This window comes from Ruminobacter sp. RM87 (assembly GCF_000701925.1).
GTDB classification, from domain to species: Bacteria; Pseudomonadota; Gammaproteobacteria; order Enterobacterales; family Succinivibrionaceae; genus Ruminobacter; species Ruminobacter amylophilus.
In genome coordinates, this window is the sequence record NZ_JNKD01000011.1 from 1 (window position 1) to 16,233 (window position 16,233).

Here is a 16,233-nt window from a genome sequence, read left to right on the forward strand (position 1 = left end):
CAGATATACTTCTCGGTATTTTTAATCAGGTCATCCTTAAACTGCACCTGACCGAATATTTTATCTTCAGACATGCCATAACCTGGTTCAAAAGAGCACAAAGTAAAGTTAGAAGAGTGGACATCCATTCCAATATATATTATCTTATTCATAACGACCTTCATTCAATGTATGTAGTAAATTCATTCAATGTATGCGGTAAATCCGTTTCTGTTTTATTAACGTCTACAGTTTACACGGTAAATCCACGATTTGCATTCATTCGTGGAGGTCGTTTCATATTGTCTTTCTGGTAAACTGTCGGAGTCAGCAGATTAACAGTTTCGTTACAGGCTTTACGCAGGGAGAAAGGTATTTCCTCAAAACTGAGTTTGCCGGCTTCCAGTTTGGAAAAGTCCAGAATATTGTTAACAATTGACAGCAGGTTCTTGGCACTTCTTTCAATGGTCTGCAGGTATTCTGACTGGTTGTTTTTGAGAGGCGTCTTATAAAGCTGCTGCGCGAACCCTATAATACCGTTAAGAGGGGTACGCAACTCATGCGACATGTTGGCAAGGAATTCTGATTTGATTTTGGATGCTTCATTAGCCTGATTAAGAGCTGAGTCAAGTTCCTTGTTCTGTTCATCAAGCAGGTCCAGAGTCTGTCTTAAGTCATTGGTGGCTTCGTCAACACTGTACTGCATCTGGTTATGGTATTCAGACATGCTGTCAGCCATGGAATTGATGTATGTACGGAGTCGTTCGAGTTCGCCGTACATGATTCCGTTAACCTTGGTATTAACATTACCTTCACGTATTTCATAAATGGTCGTAGTCAGTCTGTTAATAGGGTCGACTATGATTCTGTTCAGATTAATTCCGAATAAGAGACTGAAAATTATTCCGAGGCCGAGAACAACAAGAGCTACGGTTACGCTGGAGTACATGTCGATAACAGTCTGCTGGGTGATAAGGTAGATGCATACATAACCTGCAATCGGACGGGGATAGTTAATCTTGCTGTTCGTGAAACTGAGCTGCTCTTCCTCTCCTTCGTAAGGAGACTTGGTTTTGTCAATGAACAGCTTGAGCATATCGGCTTCATTGTAAGTATATATCGGCATACGCATAATGATGCCGCTTTCAGTATATTCAACGCTTGCAGATTCGTAAATGTACTGATTTTTCAGAGGATCAAGGCGGAACTGATTGATTTCCGGAGCGGAACTTGAAGTGACAAGCATGTTGTTGTCATGATCGAAAACGGATATGGCCAGAATATCGCGAGAATTTTGACGATGAAATTCATTAATCAGTCCCTGAGCCAGAATTTCATCGCTCTGAGACATGGCGTAACTTAGACTGGTTGCCAGGGGGCTGAGAATTTCCTGTCCGTGATCAATAAGCTTGTTATTTAGCCTGGTATAGTTACTGAACAGAAAATATGTCATCGTGGCTAAGCCGACAATCAGTAAAGGCAGAATTGAGTATATTAAAATTCTTGTGCGCAGACCATGCCGATTCATTTGAGCCTCTTACTCGTTAATGATAAAAGAATCGAAAAAGTATATAATATTCACCAGTTTCCTATTTTAGCAACTTTAAAGATTCTAAACTATAATATGGGCGATCTTTTAAGCCCAAATATGTCTCAGATTAGAAATTTAACTACTGCTTCTCCATGGGATTAAGCCGGGCAGATATTAATTGCAGAGGAAGTGAAGCCGCTGTGTGCCAGAGATAAAGCTTAAAGATTACAGTACCTCAAGGCATTTTGTGTTACAAAGTGTCTGTTTGAGATTGTGAATATATTTTCAGTTGCCGTTCATTGTTAAACATTATAGATAGAGTTGGGTATGGTTAAGTTTTTTAAACCTCAGAAAAAAGAAGTTTCAGCCAAGCATTTTGCCTTAAATATAATTGATGCGGATATCTCCGGACGTGGGGTGGCAAGAGACGGTAACGGAGTGACATGGTTTGTTCCTGGGGCTCTTCCGGGAGAAGAGGTCGTGGTAAGAGCTGTTTCTGTGAAAAAGAACAACATTGGTGAAGCTGAGCTTATCAGTGTAAAAAAAAGAAGTGAACAGAGAATTTCCCCAAAGTGTCAGTTTTCAGGTTGCGGTGGCTGTTCTCTTCAGCATATATCGGTTGAATTGGAAAAGAAGTTTAAAGCTGATGGTGTACTTCGTCTGATGAAAAAGAATCTCGGAATTGATCCGGGGGTACCATGTGAGGTGGTTTCCGGAGCGGAGTTTTTCTACAGACGTACAGCAAGACTGTCAGTAACAGGGGACAGAAAAGAGATTCATATCGGGTTTAGAGAAGAAAAAGGCAAGAATCTTGTTGAGATAGATTTATGCTGTGTGCTGCATCCTGAATTATCCGAGCTGATTCCTTCGATTCGTAAGATAATCAATCAGATTTCAAATTTCAAGCTTATTGGACATGTTGAACTTGTAAAGGCTGACAATATCGTAGCAGTTCTTTTCAGATGCATTAACAATCTGGAAGCTTCAGATCTTAAAACTCTGTTTAATTTCGGTAATGAACATGGGGTTGCCGTTTATATTCAGACCCGTCATGAAAAGGGAAAGGAAGATCTGGAAGATTGGGAAGAGCTTGATCTGCTTAATGAAGATGTTCTGAATGGTGAAAAAGGCCTGTATTATACCATTGATGGCAAAAAAATCTATTTTGTGCCTGGTGATTTTATTCAGGTGAATGATGAAATAAATAAACTGATGGTTTCCAGAGTAATGGATTATTTAGATTTGAATGATAAGGACAGACTGCTTGACCTTTTCTGCGGACTGGGTAATTTTACTCTGCCTATTGCTTCCAGATGTGAACATGTTTATGGCATTGAAGGTGTGTGGAATATGGTTAAGGAAGCACAGCTTAATGCCGAATATAATGATATTCACAATGCAGAGTTTTTTGTTCATGACCTTACTGATGACTTTGAAAAAACACTGTGGGCAAAGAGTGTATTTAACAAAGTACTTCTTGATCCGGGGCGTTCAGGTGCAGAGAAAGTTGTTGGTTATTTAATGAAAAAGAAGCCTGACACGGTGGTTTATGTTTCCTGTAATCCTCTTACAATGACTCGAGATATTCGTGTGGCTTTGGCAAATGGTTATAAAATCATTAAGTGGAGTGTCTTTGACATGTTCCCAAAAACAGAACACGTCGAGACCGTAGTTTTACTGTCAAGGGAGAAATAGGTAACAGCTGAAAGCCCTTGAAATCAAAGGTTTTGCGAGGTGTGGTGCTTTTTTAGGCATGACTGTAAAACCGGATTTATGCTGTATGTAAGAACATATCAGGGGCGGGAGATACAGCATAGTTGAGAATACTGTTTCACTATTTAGCAGGTAAAAGCAGGGTTGTGGATAGCGTTTTGATGTCATGGAAAATTGAAATTATATGGAATCAGAAAACAAAAGCGGGTTACCGGAACCATTGCCAGATGAGGAAAATTCCGAGGTAAATGGTGGAATATGTGAAATCAAAGAAGGCGACCATGATGGTTATGATGACGATATTCCTCCTGATGAAAAAGCTCAGCTTTTAATGCTTCTTGTCAGAGTACCGTTGCTACTTCTAGCAGTATGGCTGATTTTGCAAATATTTCCTATCCTGTTTATCCCTAATGAATCTGGTATAAGTAATAAGCCTGGTGAATCATGCGGAGCTATTTGCTTTTTTTCTGATACATTCTATGGTTTTGCTGTACCTGTAGTTAAATGTATAGCATTATTGATCTTAGGTGCTGTACTAATTCCTATCTTTTTATGGTGCGTGACGGGAAACAAAGATATTCTTTTAATAGTTTTGTTAGTAGGAATATTGATTCTCCCATTGATAGTTATATTTATGTTGCTAGTTCTACTGTAACATTGAGTGCCTGCTATATTATCTTTTTTAGGTTCTTTTAAGGGGCAGAGTGATGAGAGCATACGAACTTTTAAAAAAGTATAACAGAATGATTGTTTATCAGATTGTCCTTTTGATATTGATGGGATTGGCTATTTTTTCTCCTCCTATGTTGTTGTGCTTATTACCTGTCTTTTTTGTTTTCCTTGTTTTTTTTATTGTTCTCTTAACAAATTCAGTGACTTATTTTGAAAACTGTTCTTACACCCAATTAGCCCTTAAAAGCAGAAATATTAAAGTAATGTGCATTTTAATGCTCATTAATCTGGTATTTATGATATCGATTCCATTTTGGGGTATGGAAATAAGATGGGAGTATATGGTATGTGCTTTGTTATCCTTTGTCACTGAAATTGGGATGGGGGTATATTGTTTTCTTTATTTTTATGCCATCAGGGAGGTTATTAAGCAGATAACTGAAAATGATAAAGAGTCTGACAGTCACATGAAAAATCCGGTAAATGTTGCAGACGATTCCTTAAGAAAGATTCCTGACGAAAATGGAAACAGTTTAGAATATACAGTCGAACTTGGAATATTTGGTAACCTAGTGCTTCAAGTTATACTCGTAATATTGGTACTACTGGTTCTTATGGCACCAGTCGGTTATTTTGCCTATATAATTTATGGAATAACCCATTCGTAAATAAAATTATAGGGGAAACTGTTAGGGACTGAGAGACTTTATCTTGGGGGCTGTACTAATTCCTATCATTTTATGGTGCGTAACAGGGTACAAAATTCTTCTGTGGATAGCTTTGATTTTTGGGATTCCAATACTCCTATTAGTTATAATTATGTTGCCAGTTTTCCTATAGTGTTAAAGAATGTAGATGCGAAATTTGGAATATTATTTTGGTTGGGTGTAGATAGCGTTTGAAAGATTGAATTATATGGAATCAGAAAATAAAAGCCAGTTACCGGAACCATTGCCAGATGAGGAAAATTCCGAGGTAAATGGTGGAATATGTGAAAGCAAAGAAGGTGACCATGATGATTATGATGACGATATTCCTCATGATGAAAAAGCTCAACTTCTCAGAGTTCCTGTACTATTTTTAGTAGGTGGGCTTATTTGGTTTATTTTTCCATATATGTATATTTCGTCTGGTCTAAGTTTCAAACCTGGTGATTTCTGTGGATTCTTTTGCTTTTTTGCAGACATATGTTATTTGGGACTTAGACTAGCCTCGTCGGTAGTAGAATCTGTATTAATTTCTATCTTTCTATGGTGCATGACAGGATCTAAAAAACTTTTTTTTGTGGTTTTGTTTGCGGGAATATTGATACTCCCTTCGATTGTTTTATTTAGGTTTTTTGCACTTTCCCAGCATTAAATCTAATGTCTTAGGGGAAGCAGTGCCGGAGTTATCCCCGACACTGCCTTAAGCTTTATTCCATCAGTCCTCTCTTATCTTTCCCGGTACTTCCTGCCGATGTCCTGAGCCTTCTGCAGATAATAGTAGATCTGCCTGATGCTTAACCCGATCCGGTCTGCTATCTCCTTGACGGTCATCCCAGATCCCTCTTTCAATTCGAACACCTCTGCAATAAGAGGATCTTCCTGAATCATCAGATCCCGAATTTCCTCATACTGCCGCTTTGCCTCAAACAGTTCAGCCAGAACCGGTTCTTCCCGATGCTGCTCATTTTCGATCACCTCATCCCATGAAATGACGTTCGGCTGCCACTGATCACGGTATCCCGGAAACGGGCAGTTCGCGCAGCTGTTGCTGTCAGGACAGCGGATCAGCCGTGTTTTGCCGGGAACCATGCAGCGATTCTGACGATAGGTATTACGGTGACGGGTATGGAGCTCTCCAAGAAGGAAGCGGTACGTGGCTTCATCAGCCGGGGTGAGATGAACCGTGATCCTCTCATTCCCAATATACCAGGTTCGGCACTGGCTCCAGCTGATTCCAAGCGACTCCAGTTGTTCACCGTGCTCAATTTCAATCGGTGCTGCATATACCTCCTTGCCTTGATTCCTGAGTTCGTTAAGGGTTCTAACCTCATCAGAGGTAAGAGTTACATTATCCCATTTAATTTCTTTTGCCATTTTGGCTTCTCCAATTCGGAAAAACCGAAGCGGAGAAACCCTTCATGGCTTGTTGTCACTGTGTGCATTAGGTCACCTCGGGGAATACCCCGTTCGGCAGGTGACCAGTGGTGCATGACACTGGACGGTTAAAATAAAATCGCCTGTTTCGGCCATGCACTCATCAGTTCGCGACCTGATGAGCTTACGCAGGCGAGCGTGTTTATAAATCATGTGTTTTTTGTGCTTATGCAAAATAAGCCATAGAGACACAAAAAAAGCAGGCATCTAAAAGGGTGTCTGCTTGATGATCGTATTCTTGAAAAGCGTGATCTACTTAACAATAAATATGAGCGGCTGATTGTACATGTTTATTGGGAGTTCGTGGGGATATTTAGTGACCTTTCGGTATTAAGTGACGATTATTTGATAACAGCTAGTATATTTATTAAACGTTGTATCTTGAATATGCCAATATTGATGCTAGACCACTAAATGGATGAACAAAGCCTCAATATCATTATTGATAGAGAAAGAATTTGATTACGGTGATAAATATATATATTTTAATATATTTATGGAATAACATCTTCTAATTAGTGCATTTGAGCGTCTTCTTCACTAAAAAACAAATCTAAATGCGTTAGTTGTCTTGTTTTGTGAGATCAAACGAGGAATTAAATGTATTATTTGTGATAGTGTTAAAATGCTTTGTATTGTCTGTTTGGTGGCTAACAGGAAATTGGTTAGAGCAAAAAGATGATGTGGTAAACAACGGAGGATTTTACCAAGTGGAAAAGTTGATAGACATTAGGAGCTATCCGGTTGTAAATGTATTGAGTAAGTTACTTGAAGATAAAGCGACAAAACGGAATATCATTTGGGCCACTGATACATATTCTGAATACGGCGAAGAATTTACGGATAAGATGCAAATGAATACGAATTCGTTACTATGGCGACCAGATATTATTCGTCCTCGTATTCAAAAAACATGTGAGGAACAGGCTCAGAGAACACGAAAAAAAGCCGAAGTATTCACGCCTGTGTGGTTGTGTAATTCGATGAATAATCATTTTGATGAAGAGTGGTTCGGTCGAAGTGGGGTTTTTAATGTCGAAAATGAAGACAAAACATGGACAGTAACGGAAGGAAAAATAGAGTTTCCAAAGGGAAAAAATTGGCAACGTTATGTGGATTCTAGACGCCTTGAAATCACTTGTGGTGAAGCGCCGTACCTTGTTTCTCGCTATGATGCATCTACAGGTGATTTGCTTGTTCCTCCTAAGTGTCGTATTGGCATACTAGATAGAAAGATAAGAATTGTAAATGAAAATACTGCTACGCATGAAGATTGGGTAAAGTGGGTTATCAGAGCATATGAATCTTCATACGGTTATGAGTATCAAGGCGATAATTTACTAATTGCTAGAATAAACTTACTTCTAACATTTACAAATTATTATGAGGAACGATGGAAACAACTCCCGGATAATAAACTTCTAAATCGTATTGCTAATATTATTGCGTGGAATATTTGGCAAATGGATGGGCTTAAGGACGTTGTCCCTCTTGGAAAACCTTTATGTGAGTATAAACAGTTGTCACTTTTCGATGTGTTCGATGAGGAGTCTGAATATGAGTATAAAGCAGCACCATGCAGAATATTCAATTGGCGAAGTAATTCATCGCTTAATTTTATGGATTTAAAGGGGGAAAATATGGAAAAGAGACTCTTTGATTATATTATTGGAAATCCTCCGTATCATGAAGAAGCTCCTGGTGAAAGCACTAGTGAGAAGCCTGTATATCATTTGTTTATGGACGCTTCTTATTCTATAGGAACTTGCGTAGAATTGATTACACCAGCTAGGTTTCTATTTAATGCGGGAGGAACCCCAAAAGATTGGAATCAAAAAATTCTCAATAGTCCTCATTTTCAAGTTCTGGATTATGATGCGAATGCAAAAAATTATTTTCAAAATACTGCCATTACAGGTGGAATAGCTGTAACGATTTATGATGAACGAAAAGAAGTCCCTGCCGTTGGCCAGTTTATCCCCTATAAAGAGTTGACAAGCATTTGCAGGAAAGTTCTTAACAAAAAAGGATTTTCAGCGTTAAGCGATATAGTGTCAGGTAGAACTCCTTATCTATTTACAGATACCCTTCATGAAGAATACCCAAATGCAAAATCGTTGTTAAGTAAGGGGCATATGTACGACATTTCGTCAAATGCTTTTTCTTCGCTCCCTAATATTTTCTTGGAAAAACCTTTAACTGATTCTGAGTACTACTACCGAGTATTGGGCCGGTTAAACAATGAAAGAGCATATTGCTATATTCTAAAAAAATATGCACGGGGACGTATCGATAATTATGTTGGAAAGTGGAAAGTTTTTTTACCTAAAGCTAATGGAGCTTCAGGAATGTTAGGTGATGAACCTGCAAGACTAATTTCTAAACCTGTCATTGGAGAACCAAACGATATTGCTACGGATACTTTTCTTTGTGTAGGATCATTCGAGACTCCAGATGAAGCAAAAGCTTTGCTTAACTATCTATACACTAAATTTGCCCGGGCATTACTTGGATCATTGAAAGTAACACAGATTAATGCAAAAGAAACATGGAGGAATGTTCCTTTACAGGTTTTTACAAGTGCATCAGAAATCGATTGGACAAAGTCTATTCATGAAATAGATTTACAGTTATACGATTACTACTCTCTTAATGAAGAAGAAATTTCTTTTATTGAAATGCACGTAAAGGAGTTAATGTGATGGCGAAGATTACCATAAAGACAACCTCTAAGGTTATGCCTCAGTGCTATGCTTATACCACTCCAGGTGTGCCATCTCATGATGGTTGGACAAAGTTAGGTTTTACCGAACGCGATACTGAAACTAGAATAAAAGAACAAACACATACTGTTAATGTCGAACATAAGACATGGTGGACGATGCGCGCCATGTTTATGACTGAGCCATATGGAACCTTTAAAGATACTGATTACCACACTTATTTGGAAAAGTTAGGATTCAAACGAGAAAATGGTACTGAATGGTTTTATATTGATCCTATTGTGGCACGTGGACATTTCATTGATTTTACGCAAAATCATGGGGTGATATCTGCTGAACATGCTGATATAGTGGCCACATACAAATTACGCGATGAACAAGCTGAGGCTGTTCAGAGAACTGCAAATTATTTTAATGAGAGAAATTCGGCTGAATTTTTATGGAATGCAAAACCACGATTCGGGAAGACGCTTTCCGCATATGATTTATGCATGAAACTTAATGCCAAAAATATTTTGATCGTTACTAATCGTCCAGCTATTGCTAATTCTTGGTATTCTGATTATGAAACTTTTTTCGGCATTCAGTCTGGTTATATTTTCGTAAGTAACGTTGATGGTATAAAGAACAAGAAGTTTGTTTTTAGCCGTGACGATTATATATCCAAACAAAATGAAAAAAATGTTAAAGGTTGTATTGAATTTGTAAGTTTACAGGACTTGAAAGGTTCTATTTATTTTGGCGGACGTTTTGATAAGCTTTCAGAAATAAGTGCTGAAAAAGGGATTACATGGGATATTCTCATCATAGATGAGGCACATGAAGGAGTAGATACATACAAGACGGATACAGCTTTTAACCATATTCGCCGTAGATGTACGTTGCATCTTTCTGGTACACCGTTTAAAGCATTAGCAAATGACAAATTTCCTGAGGGTGCAATCTACAATTGGACGTATGCCGATGAGCAGAAAAAGAAACGTGATTGGGATCCTTCAAATGAAGAAGAAAATCCATACGAGACCTTGCCAAAACTTTCTCTTTTTACATATCAGATGTCTGATATTGTGCGTGATAAAGTAAAGAAAGGGGTTGAGCTTGCTGATAATGATATTGAAGAATTTGCATTTGATTTGAATGAGTTTTTTAAGACAAATGAATCCGGAAAATTTGTTCATGATCCTGATGTCGATATTTTTCTTGATGCTTTGACGAAGAATGAGAAATTTCCGTTTTCAACTCCTGAATTAAGAAATGAATTAAAGCATACTTTTTGGATTCTTAATAGGGTTTCCAGCGCTAAGGCTTTAGCGAGAAAGCTTAAAATTCACCCTATATTTGCGGATTATGAAATAGTTCTTGCGGCGGGTGATGGAAAATTGGATGACGCTGATGAGACTGAAAAATCTTTTGAGAAAGTAAAAAAAGCTATTTCTCTATGTGATAAAACTATCACACTGTCTGTAGGACAGTTAACTACGGGAGTAACAGTCCCTGAGTGGACTGCGGTTTTAATGCTTTCGAACATGTCGAGTCCTGCTTTGTATATGCAGGCAGCATTTCGGGCACAGAATCCATGTCTTTTTACAGATAAGAACGGTAATTCATTCAGAAAGTATAATGCCTATGTGTTCGACTTCGATCCAGCACGGACTCTTACAATTTTCGAACAATTCGCTAATGATCTTATTCCGGAGACTTCTGGTGAAAAAGGAAATGCCGATAGCCGAAAGAAACATGTGAGAGAACTTCTTAATTTTTTCCCTGTTTATGGTGAAGATGAGGAAGGATCCATGATCGAATTGGATGCGGAAAAGGTTCTAACGATTCCTAGACGTATTCATGCAAGAGAGGTTGTTGAACGAGGCTTTATGTCTAATTTCCTTTTTGCTAATTTAAGTGGCATTTTCGGTGCTCCACGGGAAATTATTAGCGTAATTAATAATTTAAAACCAATTGAGGAACCAAGATTACCTTCATTGAATGACAACGTATCTGATGACTTGAATCTGAATGAAAACGGAGAAGTTGAAGTCCCCAAAGAACAAATTATTGGTACAGCAAGCGAGATTTTTGGTAGCAAAATTTACGAGAAGGTGGAGAGTCAGCTTGAGGAGGCAGTTGAAGAGATTCAAAAAAAGGTTGAAATGACCCCAAACCCTAAAAAGGATGAATTAAAGGCTTTGCGGGAGCAGTTTTCAAAACCTATTGCTAATACACTAATAGAAACAGCAAAAACTAGGTATGGGAATGATTTAAGTAAAACAACACAAAATCATTTGGAGAGAAAAATTCAAGAAACTACGGATACGGTTGTTAATAGAGAGTACGGTGACTACACAATTCGGGATAATCAGCTTGAAAAAGAATGTAAAGATAGAATTAAAGAAGCCCAAAAGTCTGGTTTAGCTATGACTGAAATTTCGAAGATTGATGAGGAATACACAAAAAAACGTCTCCAAGGCTACCGCGAGATGGTTGAAAAAATCAACCAAAAACTTCGTAGTGAAGATACCGTCAAAAAAGCAGCAGAAACGATAGTTGAAACTGTAGAAACAGAGAAAATGAAGGCCGAGAAAGATTCTATAGAAGGAAATGTTCGCGACCATCTGCGTGGTTTTTCGCGTACAATTCCAGCTTTTCTTATGGCTTACGGTGACGAAAATACAACTCTTGCAAACTTTGACTCTATTGTCCCTGAAAAAGTTTTTTGGGAGGTTACCGCTAACCCTCAGAATGGGCAAGGTGTGACCCTTGAGCAATTTCGTATGCTTCGTGATGGTGGCGATTATATTACTGACAATGGGGAAAAAAAACATTTTGATGGGCATCTTTTTGACGAAGTAGTATTTAACGATGCGGTTCAAGAGTTTATGAAGAAACGTGTTGAGCTTGCAAATTATTTTGACCCTAACTGTAAATCTGATATTTTCGACTATATTCCACCACAACGTACTAATCAGATTTTTACCCCTAAGAATATTGTTAGAGACATGGTAGACAAACTAGAGCGTGAAAATCCCGGTTGTTTTGATGATCCTAATGCTACTTTCGCTGATCTTTACATGAAATCAGGAATGTATATAGCAGAAATTGTAAAGCGCTTGTATAAAAGTGAGATTCTTAAAGCGCGTTTCCCTGATGACACTGAAAGACTTAATCATATTTTTGCGAAACAAGTGTACGGGTGTGCTCCAACAGAAATTATCTACCGCATTTGTAAAAGATATATTCTTGGATTTAGCGATAAAATAGATATTAGCAAAAATAATATTCGCCTTTGTGATACATTGGAATTAGCTAAGAATGGGCATATGAATGAAAAATTAAAAGAATTGTTTGGTATGCCGATTTAGGGATGATACTCGATGCGTGGAAAATGTATAAGTCTTTATTTGATTGATGGCGATGTTAACGGTCGCGTTAAATGCACCTTAGCAAATTGGACTGGCTTGGTGATAAAGATTCCTCGAACAGCTTTAGACTTGTGTAAGGATCGTGAAGAGCTTAAGCAGACAGGTGTTTATTTATTATTTGGCAAAGATGATTTAAGCGAAAAGAACGTAGTCTACGTGGGTCAGGCCGGAGTTAGGAAAAATGGTGAAGGGATACTTTACCGTTTACTGGAACATAACCGGAACCCCAAAAAGGATTACTGGACTGAGGCTATAGCAATCACCACTTCAAATGATTCATTGGGACCAACGGAGATCAGCTATTTGGAACATCGTTTATGCCAACTTGCTATCGAGGCGAACAGGTATGATGTGAAAAACGGAAATGATCCGACGCCGGGAAATCCGTCAGAAGAAAAGCAGAGTGAACTAGAGGATTTTATCGATTATGCAAAGGTTATTGTCGGTACTTTAGGGCATAAGGTCTTTGAGCCGCTAGTGGCACAGAGTAATACTAATTCAGCAGATTCCGAATCAGAGTTTATGTGCAATAGAAACGGTATCGATGCACGAGCAATTAGAACCTCTGACGGTTTCGTTGTGAAGAAAGGAAGTAAAATAGCAAGTGCATTGACTAAAAGTTGCCCAGAGTATTGTTTGAAAAAACGAGAACAGTACAAGGCTCAGATTGATGAAAATTTTGTTTTATTAGAAGATATTCTGTTCAACACACCATCCGGGGCCGCCAGTTTTGTGTGTGGTTCAAGTGCCAATGGTAATATTGAGTGGAAGAACTCTGATGGAATAACGCTAAAAGATCTTGAATCAAGAACAGAATAGAAGAACAACCTTGTTTAAATTTAAGCTGATCTCAATGAAATGTAGGTTGCACCTCTGTTTTAGCCGTTGACACGCTTGATTTATAAAGGCAATTCATTCATCATGCTGTTAACTGTTAGAGTACAAAGCGAGGTTTAATTGCATGAATAAACAGGAACTTATTGAAATAATCGCTGAAAAGAGTCATACGACCAAGTCAGACAGCAAAAAGATGCTTGATGCCTTTTTAGAAATAGTAACTGAAACATTAGCCCAAGGTGACAGTGTTCAGCTCGTTGGTTTCGGAACTTTTAAGACTTCTGAGAGAAAGGCTCGCAGCGGTCGTAACCCTCGTACCGGTGAGGCCGTTGAAATCCCGGCAAAGAGAGTACCTTCCTTTACTGCCGGTAATACGTTAAAAGAAGCTGTGCAGTCAGACAAGTAAGCACATATGCCTTAATGCGGCACTCGTGCTGAATTCAAAACAACTTGATCGGTGCAGACCGACTAAGTCACCGACCAAGATACCGATCAAGTTAAGTGCTAATCCTTTTTGTAATATGGCGATATGTAACCGCTGGCGGTAAGGATCAATCCTTCAGCCCATGGCGGAGTTCTTCCCATCTGTTCACACAGAGCATCAAGACTTACGCGGGGATCTGCCTCGATGACTACTTCATCATGGATGTGCATAACTATGCTGCAGTGCCGTAAAGTCTTCATGGCGTAACACAGAATGTCCCGGGCGGTTCCCTGCACGATGTTTTCCACAAACTTGGGACCGTAGGATTCAAGCCGTTCCCATTTCTTGGTAGCTCCAATGCCTTCATACGTGATGCTTTCACCGCCGAACTGGTTCATGCCGATACGCGGTTTAACGTAAGCGAGCTTTCTGCCGGAGGGCAGGGTGATAAAAAGCATGCCGCTTTTGAAGGAAAACGTGAGACCGTGTGTTTTGGTGATGGTTCGTTTACTCACTGCTTCCATAACTGCGTTATCCACAGCCCACCAGAATTTCACAATGTTCGGATTGGCATTTCTCCAGGCATTGACGAGGGGTTGAAGTTCTTCCTCCTTGAGTCCCATCTCGAGAGCCCCCATGGCTGTTAATGCGCCAACACCTCCGCCGTAACCAAGGGCGAGCTCCGCTATTTTCCCTTTTTGCCTCAGATGACCATTGATACCATGCTTTTCCACCGGAACCTTAAACATCTGACTGGCACTGGCGCAATAGATATCACCGCCTTTACGGAATACCTCAGATCTCCATTTTTCTCCGGCAAACCATGCAATCACTCTAGCCTCAATGGCAGAAAAGTCCGCTACATAAAAGAGCTTTCCCTTCGGAGGCACAAAGGCTGTTCTTACGAGCTGGGAGAGCGTATCCGGCACATCATCGTAGAGCATAGATACAGCGTCATAGTCTCCGGTTTTGATAAGCGCACGAGCCTGATCTAAATCGCTCATGCTGTTACGGGCAAGATTCTGCAACTGAATGATTTTGCTTGAGAACCGCCCGGTGCGATTGGCACCGTAGAAGCTGAAAAGTCCCCTGGCTCTGCCGTCGGCACATACAGCATTCTGCATAGCCTGGTACTTTCTCACTGATGACTTGGCAAGCTGCTGCCGGAGTGTCAGCACTCTGATGAGTTCCGGCGGGGCATTCTTCATAAGTTCAGCCACGGCTTTCTTATCAAGGCTTTCAGTCATAAGACCGTTATTTGCCAGCCAGTCCTTCATCTGCTGGACTGAGTTGGGATTTTCAAGCTGAGTAAATTCCCTCATGGCACTTATGAGCTCATTTCGCGAGCGTTCATCAATGGCAATCGCCTGACGTACCAGTTCCATGTCGATTTTTACGCCGCGGTCGTTAATCTCCTGGTCGAGGTGGTATTCATCCCAGACGAACTCCGGTACCGGGAATTTGCTCAGTCTCTGCTGTATGCCCATCTCAGCTTCCACGTCCCGGATGTTGTAGCGTTTGAACATTTCCCACTTGTCGGGAGCATGGCAGGGGAGATTTCTGGTTCTGCCACTGTTTGCCTGAGTAGGGGAGCACGGCTTGCAGAAATAGCGGATGAGTTCCTTACCTTCCGTGAGTTTCTGCTTGTCGAGACCCAGTACCGCACCTGCTCCTTCGAGTGAAAAGGTAAGGCCCAGAGTTGCCGCCCACACCATGTCGCATCGCCAGCCTTCGGGATTGAGATAACCGGTTAGTAAGCCTAAGTCGCGCAAGTATCTGGACAGACATACACGCTCAAAGTTTGCATGCCACGCCCATTTGATGACGCTGTCATCGGTCACGGCCTTGATGATTTCCCTGGGAAGTTTTTCTCCGGAGGCGAGATCAGCAAGCTGTACCTCACCACCATCTACACTGTAGGCAAAGAGCAGAATTTCAAAATCGGGAGCCTCGCAGTAACGGTAGACTCCGCTTTTCCTTAAGTCCTCACTGCTGTATGTTTCGAGATCACAAGATAGTGTTTCCATAAAATTCTCCTGTCAAAAAAGGGCAGCAGACAAAACCACTACCCTTGCTAAATCTGTTAAAAGTTACCCGGCATTACTACCAGACACGACGCTTTCTTCGTTTCAGAAACTCGGTAAAAAGGAATCCGAGGAACTCAAACAGGATTGCTGCCACAACGCCGGTAAATACACCGGAGCCAAAGCCCATGAGAAAAATTTCACCTGAATCCATGACGACTCCTTAACCTAAAAAGTCTTCATCTTCTTCGGTGGCAAAATCACTTTCGGCACTTGCTCTTCCGCCTAACGGCTCACCGTCCTTAATCTTCTGCAGATTGTTAAGACCGCAGGCAATACCCTTGTTGCCGTTGGCATTGAAGGCATAGAAGCTGATTGACGCTCTGCCGTAGCAGCCGGAGTAGACTTCAGACTTATCGAGAATTTCGTTCCTGTTGGCATCCACCACCCCCGGTGCAGTGGTAGAGTTCGCATTGACGAAATAAGCGTTGGCGTAGGCTGGATCATCAGGACGATCAATGTCACCGTCACGGAGCGGAGTTCTGAGTGAGCTGAGAGCAGGAACGGACTTGCCGTTTCCCTTGAGCTTGGACTGACCGTCACGATAAGCCTCATCAATGGCAGCCTTGATCTTGCCGACAGTTACGGTGTCTGACTTCGGGATAATGAGAGACACGCTGAACTTAGGCTTGCCGCCTTCCATTGCCTTAGGTTCCCATACATTCGCATAAGACCATCTGGTGTTAGCACCTGTTATTACTTTTGTAGCCATA

General features: G+C 40.4%; 13 protein-coding genes. 8 read left to right on the forward strand and 5 right to left on the reverse strand.

Annotated features, from left to right (window positions below; translation table 11 throughout):
* Nucleotides 1–232: 232 nt before the first annotated feature.
* Entirely contained in the window at nt 233–1,432 is a 1,200-nt protein-coding gene (locus T489_RS0104250; RefSeq protein ID WP_051621775.1) for a histidine kinase dimerization/phospho-acceptor domain-containing protein, read from the reverse strand.
* Between the two features lie 405 nt (nt 1,433–1,837).
* On the opposite strand from T489_RS0104250, the gene rlmD reads away from it, so the two are divergent.
* The 4 genes from rlmD to T489_RS0104270 all read left to right on the forward strand — a co-directional run bounded on the left by rlmD (nt 1,838) and on the right by T489_RS0104270 (nt 5,254).
* Nucleotides 1,838–3,205, forward strand: coding sequence for a 23S rRNA (uracil(1939)-C(5))-methyltransferase RlmD (rlmD, locus tag T489_RS0104255; protein WP_031578811.1), 1,368 nt, complete (start codon nt 1,838–1,840; stop codon nt 3,203–3,205).
* A 202-nt stretch (nt 3,206–3,407) separates the two neighbouring features.
* Nucleotides 3,408–3,878, forward strand: a complete 471-nt coding sequence (locus T489_RS0104260) for a hypothetical protein (RefSeq protein ID WP_031578812.1) — start codon at nt 3,408–3,410, stop codon at nt 3,876–3,878.
* Between the two features lie 52 nt (nt 3,879–3,930).
* Complete coding sequence (locus T489_RS0104265) at nt 3,931–4,563, forward strand: hypothetical protein (RefSeq protein ID WP_031578813.1); 633 nt, start codon at nt 3,931–3,933, stop codon at nt 4,561–4,563.
* Between the two features lie 247 nt (nt 4,564–4,810).
* On the forward strand, nt 4,811–5,254 hold the full coding sequence (locus tag T489_RS0104270; protein ID WP_031578814.1) for a hypothetical protein: 444 nt from the start codon (nt 4,811–4,813) through the stop codon (nt 5,252–5,254).
* Nucleotides 5,255–5,328: 74 nt separating this feature from the next.
* Here the strand turns inward: T489_RS0104270 and T489_RS0104275 are convergent, their stop codons facing one another.
* Nucleotides 5,329–5,976 carry a sigma-70 RNA polymerase sigma factor region 4 domain-containing protein gene (locus T489_RS0104275; RefSeq protein ID WP_031578815.1) on the reverse strand — a complete coding sequence of 216 codons (648 nt, stop codon included), beginning with the start codon at nt 5,974–5,976 and terminating at the stop codon, nt 5,329–5,331.
* 671 nt (nt 5,977–6,647) lie between these two features.
* Between T489_RS0104275 and T489_RS0104280 the strand changes: the two genes are divergently transcribed.
* From T489_RS0104280 to T489_RS0104295, 4 genes are all read left to right on the forward strand, one after another.
* Nucleotides 6,648–8,738: an Eco57I restriction-modification methylase domain-containing protein gene (locus T489_RS0104280; RefSeq protein WP_051621776.1), complete on the forward strand. Its 2,091-nt coding sequence runs from the start codon at nt 6,648–6,650 to the stop codon at nt 8,736–8,738.
* On the forward strand, nt 8,738–12,115 hold the full coding sequence (locus T489_RS0104285) for a DEAD/DEAH box helicase (protein WP_031578817.1): 3,378 nt from the start codon (nt 8,738–8,740) through the stop codon (nt 12,113–12,115). The genes T489_RS0104280 and T489_RS0104285 overlap by 1 nt, the downstream gene beginning before the upstream one ends.
* A 12-nt stretch (nt 12,116–12,127) precedes the next feature.
* Nucleotides 12,128–12,994 (forward strand): GIY-YIG nuclease family protein, encoded by an 867-nt coding sequence (locus T489_RS0104290; RefSeq protein WP_031578818.1) that lies wholly within the window; start codon nt 12,128–12,130, stop codon nt 12,992–12,994.
* Between the two features lie 142 nt (nt 12,995–13,136).
* Nucleotides 13,137–13,418, forward strand: coding sequence for an HU family DNA-binding protein (locus T489_RS0104295; RefSeq protein ID WP_031578819.1), 282 nt, complete (start codon nt 13,137–13,139; stop codon nt 13,416–13,418).
* Between the two features lie 98 nt (nt 13,419–13,516).
* On the opposite strand, the gene T489_RS0104300 is transcribed toward T489_RS0104295, so the two are convergent.
* The 3 genes from T489_RS0104300 to T489_RS0104310 all read right to left on the reverse strand — a co-directional run bounded on the left by T489_RS0104300 (nt 13,517) and on the right by T489_RS0104310 (nt 16,232).
* Entirely contained in the window at nt 13,517–15,463 is a 1,947-nt protein-coding gene (locus T489_RS0104300) for a DNA polymerase (protein ID WP_031578820.1), read from the reverse strand.
* 76 nt (nt 15,464–15,539) lie between these two features.
* On the reverse strand, nt 15,540–15,674 hold the full coding sequence (locus T489_RS15610) for a hypothetical protein (protein ID WP_255326969.1): 135 nt from the start codon (nt 15,672–15,674) through the stop codon (nt 15,540–15,542).
* Nucleotides 15,675–15,683: 9 nt separating this feature from the next.
* Complete coding sequence (locus T489_RS0104310) at nt 15,684–16,232, reverse strand: DUF2815 family protein (RefSeq protein WP_031578821.1); 549 nt, start codon at nt 16,230–16,232, stop codon at nt 15,684–15,686.
* Nucleotide 16,233: the final 1 nt, after the last annotated feature.

Excerpts from the sequence above, each read along its gene's own strand:
- T489_RS0104295 (WP_031578819.1), top strand. The coding sequence starts at position 13,137 with ATGAATAAACAGGAACTTATTGAAATAATCGCTGAAAAGAGTCATACG.
- T489_RS0104250 (WP_051621775.1), bottom strand. The coding sequence starts at position 1,432 with ATGACATATTTTCTGTTCAGTAACTATACCAGGCTAAATAACAAGCTT.
- T489_RS0104275 (WP_031578815.1), bottom strand. The coding sequence starts at position 5,976 with ATGGCAAAAGAAATTAAATGGGATAATGTAACTCTTACCTCTGATGAG.
- T489_RS0104260 (WP_031578812.1), top strand. The coding sequence starts at position 3,408 with ATGGAATCAGAAAACAAAAGCGGGTTACCGGAACCATTGCCAGATGAG.
- T489_RS0104265 (WP_031578813.1), top strand. The coding sequence starts at position 3,931 with ATGAGAGCATACGAACTTTTAAAAAAGTATAACAGAATGATTGTTTAT.
- T489_RS0104285 (WP_031578817.1), top strand. The coding sequence starts at position 8,738 with ATGGCGAAGATTACCATAAAGACAACCTCTAAGGTTATGCCTCAGTGC.
- rlmD (WP_031578811.1), top strand. The coding sequence starts at position 1,838 with ATGGTTAAGTTTTTTAAACCTCAGAAAAAAGAAGTTTCAGCCAAGCAT.
- T489_RS0104310 (WP_031578821.1), bottom strand. The coding sequence starts at position 16,232 with ATGGCTACAAAAGTAATAACAGGTGCTAACACCAGATGGTCTTATGCG.
- T489_RS0104290 (WP_031578818.1), top strand. The coding sequence starts at position 12,128 with ATGCGTGGAAAATGTATAAGTCTTTATTTGATTGATGGCGATGTTAAC.
- T489_RS0104270 (WP_031578814.1), top strand. The coding sequence starts at position 4,811 with ATGGAATCAGAAAATAAAAGCCAGTTACCGGAACCATTGCCAGATGAG.
- T489_RS0104300 (WP_031578820.1), bottom strand. The coding sequence starts at position 15,463 with ATGGAAACACTATCTTGTGATCTCGAAACATACAGCAGTGAGGACTTA.
- T489_RS15610 (WP_255326969.1), bottom strand. The coding sequence starts at position 15,674 with ATGGATTCAGGTGAAATTTTTCTCATGGGCTTTGGCTCCGGTGTATTT.